Source organism: Streptomyces sp. NPDC001985, assembly GCF_040296845.1.
Classification (GTDB): Bacteria; Actinomycetota; Actinomycetes; order Streptomycetales; family Streptomycetaceae; genus Streptomyces.
The window spans coordinates 1-4,997 of record NZ_JBEOYB010000161.1 but is presented as its reverse complement, the minus strand read 5'-3'; the positions used below and the strand labels follow the sequence as shown (position 1 = coordinate 4,997).

The window sequence follows — 4,997 nt, the reverse complement described above, 5'->3', positions numbered from 1 at the left end:
GGGGGGGGGGCGGCGGGGGGGGGGGGGGGGGGGGGGGGGGGGCGGGGCCTCCCCGGGGGGGCGCCCGGGGGCCCCCCCGCGGCCGTCGCCTCCGGTCTGTTCGCCCTGGTGGTCGCGGTGGAACCGGACCCCGGCCGAGCACAGCGCACCGGTGCCCGCGCCCTCGCCACCACCACGGCCGAGCCGTACGGCACCACCGCCGGCGGTCCCTCCCTCCGCCCCACGCTCTCCCCGGCCGCTCCCGTCGAGAAGGCGGTGGCCCGCTCCCCGGGCGGGGGCACCTCCTCGCCGTCCGATCCGGCGCCGCGCGGCTCGCGCGGGGCCGCGTCCCCGGCCGCCGCGTCCTCCTCCGTACGGTCCCCCGCCGGAACCACCTCCCCGGCCGCGGCCCCGACATCGACGGCGCCCACGCGCACCCCCGCGCCCACCCCCACCCGCACTCCGCGCCCCACGTCCGCCGCCCCCACCGGCACCACCCCCTCCCCCACACCGACACCGACACCGACCCCCTCTCCCCCGGTGCGGGTGAAGCAGGTGACGGTGACCGACCTCTCCCAGACCGACCGCGCCTCGGGGGCGACCGCGACCGTCGAGGTCGCCACCGACGGGACCGGCCCGATCACCCTGGTGGTCACCTGGTACACCAGCGAGATCAGGGGCGAACTGGGCACAGCGGAACGGACGCAGACCTTCCGCCGCAGCGGAGCCCGCTTCTACACGCTGACGGCCTCGCATGTCTTCGAGGGGAGCGGCTGCTACCTGGGGGCGGGGGCGGCCACGGACCCGGGCGCCGGGAGCGGCGCCGCCTCCCGGCAGGTCTTCGACTGGAGGTGTGCGAGCGATGAGTGACCCGGGGGGCTCCCCCGAGCGGGACCGCACCCCGCCCCCGCCGAGGCCCGACCGGGTCGTGGGCGAGCTGCGCAGCTTCGGCCCCGGGGTGCCCGCGTCCACCGGGAGCCCGGCTGTCGCGCGTACCGCCGCGACGGCGGCCGAGGTGTGGCGCGGCGCGGACCGGGTGGCCGAGCGCCGGCGCGCGCGCCGGCGGCGGCGGGTCCTGATGGCCGTGGTGGTGCCGGCCGTGCTCGCCCTGCTCGCCTGGCAGCGCTACGGCGGGACGGCCGCCGTCGACGCCGTCTCCGTGCGCTCCGCCGTGGCATCCCTCGGGTGCGACGGCACGGCGGACATCGTGGGGCTGGTGGACACCAACGGGCGGCCGGGCACTCTGGTCTACCGCTGGGTCCGCAGCGACGGCACCGAGTCGGGGCGGCTGCGGGAGCGGGTGACCCGCGGCCAGAAGCAGGCGCGGCTGCGGCTGCGCTGGTCGTTCCGGGGACAGGGGGAGCACCGGGCCGGTGCGGAGCTGCGGATCGTCTCCCCCTCGTCCCACCGGGCCGGCACCCGGTTCGTCTACCACTGCCCGCCCCCCATGTCGTCGTATTGACGATAAGCGGGCTCCCCTCTATCGTCAGAGCGACGAGAACCAGGGGGGCCGCTGTGGCCGACATCATCAGGCGCTTCGGCTGGCGCCATCTCCGCTCCGCGCCCACCGCCCATCTGCGCCACCACCGGCGCGGGAAGCTGGTCCACGACGGGCCGGGGATCAGCTTCTGGTTCCGGGCGCTCGACGCCGCCCTGTGCGAGGTGCCGGTGGACGACCGGGAGGAGTCCATGGCCTTCCACGCCCGTACCTCCGATTTCCAGGACGTGACCGTGCAGGCGACGGTCACCTACCGGATCGCCGACCCCGCCACCGCCGCCGCGCGGCTCGACTTCTCCCTCGACCCGGACACGGGCGTCTGGCGCGGCGCGCCGCTGGAGCAGATCTCCACCCTGCTCACGGAGACCGCCCAGCAGCACGCGCTCGATGTGCTGGCCCGTACCCCGCTGGCCGCCGCCCTGGCCGACGGGGTCACGGCGGTACGGGAGCGGATCGACGCGGGTCTCGGCGGGGAACCCCGGCTCGCTGCCACCGGAATCTCCGTGGTGGCGGTGCGGGTGGTCGCGATCCGCCCCGAGCCGGAGGTGGAGCGGGCGCTGCGCACCCCGGCCCGGGAGCGCATCCAGCAGGAGGCCGACCGGGCGACCTATGAGCGGCGGGCGGTGGCCGTGGAGCGGGAGCGCACCATCGCCGAGAACGAGTTGGCCAGCCGGATCGAACTGGCCCGGCAGGAGGAGCGGCTGGTCGAGCAGCGCGGCACCAACACCCGCCGCGAGGCCGAGGAGGAGGCCGCCGCCGACGAGGTACGGGCACGGGCCCAGGCCGCGCGCACGGTCCGGCTCGCCCGCGCCGACGCCGAGGCGGCCCGGGCGACGGGCGAGGCCCGTGCCGCCGTCCAGGCGGACTGGCTCCGGGTGCACTCCGAGGTCGAGCCGGCCACCCTGCACGCCCTGACGGGTTCCCGGCTGGCCGAGAATCTGCCCCGGATCGACAGCCTCACCGTCTCCCCCGATGTGCTGACCGGTCTGCTGGGCAGGCTCGCCCCGCCCCGGGGCGGCGGGCCGGAGTGAGTCTCGCGCCCCGGGCGGTGCTGGTGCACCGGACCAGTGAGTACGAGGAGCTGCTCGCCCGGCACGGCACCCATGGCCAGGCGGAGTTCTTCCTCTCCTCCCGGGGCCGGGGCATCGAGAAGATCGCCGGGCGTCACCGGCGGGCCCGGCGCATCCTCGCCGAGGTGGCCTCCTCGGTGCCGCTGAGCTGGCGTCAGGCCCGGGTGGAGCGCGCGGACCTGGACCGCTTCCTCTTCGGCCCGGAGGACGTGGTCGTGGTGGTGGGCGCCGACGGGCTGGTGGCCAACACCGCGAAGTACCTCTCCGGACAGCCGGTGGCGGGTGTGGACACCGATCCCGGCCAGGGGCTCGGAGTGCTGGTCCGCCACCGGTCGCGGGATGTGGCGCGGCTGCTGGCGGCGGCCGCGGGCCGCGGCGCGGGATACGACGAGCTGACCATGGTGGAGGCGGTCGCGGACAACGGGGAGCGGCTGCGGGCGCTCAATGAGATCTATCTCGGCCGCCCGGGCCACCAGAGCGCCCGCTACCGCCTGGCGCCCGACCGCGCCGGGGAGCCGGGCGCGGGTACCGGGTGTTCCGGGCCGGCTCCCGGCGCGTACGAGGCGCAGATCTCCTCGGGGGTGCTCGTCGGCACCGGCACCGGCGCCACGGGCTGGCTGCGCTCGCTCCGGCGGGAGCGGGCGAGCACCCTGGCACCTCCCTCCCCGGGTGATCCCCGCCTCCTCTGGTTCGTCCGTGAGGCCTGGCCCTCACCCACGACCGGGACCCGGCTGGTCGAGGGGGTGCTCGACGGGGAGCGGAAGCTGCGGCTGACGGTGGAGTCCGACCGGCTGGTGGCCTTCGGGGACGGGGTCGAGAGCGATGCCCTGGAGCTGGTGTGGGGGCAGTCGGTGGCGCTGGGCGTCGCGGACCTCCGGCTCCGGCTCCTGCTCTGACGGCCGGCCGGGGGAGCCCGGACTCGCCCTCGGGGCCCCGGGGCCCGGCGTCGGGGGAGCGCATGAATCCGGACAGGCGGGCCGCTCGGCCGAAGCACAGCATTCCCGCCAAATCGCCGGAGCCCCACGCGTACCGGTGCTCCCACGCCCTCGCGGGAGTGCCCTCCGGGGGCCCGCGCACGGTTCCCGGGCCGGGGCAAGGGCCGCTGGCAGAAGGTCGTATGGCCGCGCGCGACCGGCCCCGGCCCGGCCGCGCGGCGGTGGGCCGACCGCGCCAACAGGTCTGAACCACTGCTCAGAGGCGTGGGAGCGACCGAAAGCGGATCTTGTGGCGGGGGTGATCCGGAGTCCAGGATTCCTATCAACCGATTGTCAGGACCATGACCGCGACGGCGGTCGGAGCGGTTCTGCCCTCGTGTGTCCATCGGGGGCCCGCCACCCAACGGGCCCCGGACTCCCCCACAGTGAGGAAGCATCCGTGAGAATCAAGCGCTTCTCCCTCCTCGGCGGCGCCTCCGGACGGGCCCGGCTGACCGCCGTCGCCGCCGGTCTGCTCACCGTCTCCGCGCTGACCGCGCCCTCCGCCACCGCCGCCGGCCGGAGCGCTCCGGCGCCGGCCACGGCGGCCCAGCTCACCGAGGTGAGCGACGCCGTGCTGGACGCGGACATCGCCGGCACCTCCTGGTACAAGGACCCGGCGAGCGGCAAGGTCGTCGTCACCGCCGACCAGACGGTCTCGGCGCAGGAGATAGCCGCCATCAAGAGGGAGGCGGGAGCGCGGGCCGGACTGCTGAGGATCGGGTACACCCCCGGTTCGATCAACAAGCTCGTCGCGGGCGGCGAGGCCATCTACTCCAGCGGCAGCCGGTGCTCGCTCGGCTTCAACGTGCGCCGGGGCAGCACCTACTCCGCGCTCACCGCCGGCCACTGCACCAAGGGCACCGGCACCTGGTACACCGGCCCGAGCGGCACCACGGCGCTGGGCAGCACGGCCGGCTCCAGCTTCCCGGTCAACGACTACGGAATCGTCCGCCACTCCAACTCCTCCGCGGCCGACGGCCGGGTCTATCTCTACAACGGCAGCTACCGCGACATCACCGCGTCGGGCAACGCCCAGGTCGGGCAGTCCGTGCAGCGCAGCGGAAGCACCACGGGGCTCCGCGGCGGCCGGGTGACCGGCCTGAACGCCTCGGTGAACTACGGCGGCGGCGATGTCGTCCACGGCATGATCCAGACCAATGTCTGCGCCGAGCCCGGCGACAGCGGCGGCCCCCTGTTCGCCGGCGGCACCGCGCTCGGACTCACCTCCGGCGGCAGCGGCAACTGCTCCAGCGGCGGGGTGACCTACTTCCAGCCGGTCGGTGAGGCGCTCAGCGCCTACGGCGTGAGCGTGTACTGATCCCGGGGAGCCAAGAACCCGGGAACCCGCCGGTCCGCCGGTCCGCCGGTCCGAGGGCCTGATGGTCCGGAACCCGGTGGTCCGAAACCCGGTGGTCCGGAACCCGGTGGTCCGGAACCCGGTGGCCGGCGCTCCCCGCGGATCAGGGGGAGCGC

The 4,997-nt window shown here is 75.8% G+C and carries 5 protein-coding genes; all 5 read left to right on the top strand.

The features are described from left to right. Positions 1-117 precede the first annotated feature (117 nt). The 5 genes from ABT122_RS33210 (at position 118) to ABT122_RS33190 (ending at position 4,842) form a co-directional block, all read left to right on the top strand. Positions 118-849, top strand: coding sequence for a hypothetical protein (locus tag ABT122_RS33210; protein WP_351559860.1), 732 nt, complete (start codon positions 118-120; stop codon positions 847-849). Continuing rightward, positions 842-1,441 carry a hypothetical protein gene (locus ABT122_RS33205; protein WP_351559858.1) on the top strand — a complete coding sequence of 200 codons (600 nt, stop codon included), beginning with the start codon at positions 842-844 and terminating at the stop codon, positions 1,439-1,441. Before ABT122_RS33210 ends, ABT122_RS33205 begins: the two co-directional genes overlap by 8 nt. Before the next feature lie 53 nt (positions 1,442-1,494). Continuing rightward, entirely contained in the window at positions 1,495-2,508 is a 1,014-nt protein-coding gene (locus ABT122_RS33200) for an SPFH domain-containing protein (RefSeq protein WP_351559856.1), read from the top strand. Further along, a complete protein-coding gene (locus ABT122_RS33195) occupies positions 2,505-3,443 on the top strand; it encodes a hypothetical protein (RefSeq protein ID WP_351559854.1) in 939 nt (312 codons plus the stop codon). Before ABT122_RS33200 ends, ABT122_RS33195 begins: the two co-directional genes overlap by 4 nt. A 478-nt stretch (positions 3,444-3,921) precedes the next feature. Then, positions 3,922-4,842 (top strand): S1 family peptidase, encoded by a 921-nt coding sequence (locus tag ABT122_RS33190; RefSeq protein ID WP_351559852.1) that lies wholly within the window; start codon positions 3,922-3,924, stop codon positions 4,840-4,842. The last annotated feature ends 155 nt before the right edge of the window (positions 4,843-4,997 follow it).

Bases quoted from the DNA above. Each gene is read 5' to 3' on its own strand.
- ABT122_RS33205 (WP_351559858.1), top strand. From the start codon at position 842: ATGAGTGACCCGGGGGGCTCCCCCGAGCGGGACCGCACCCCGCCCCCG.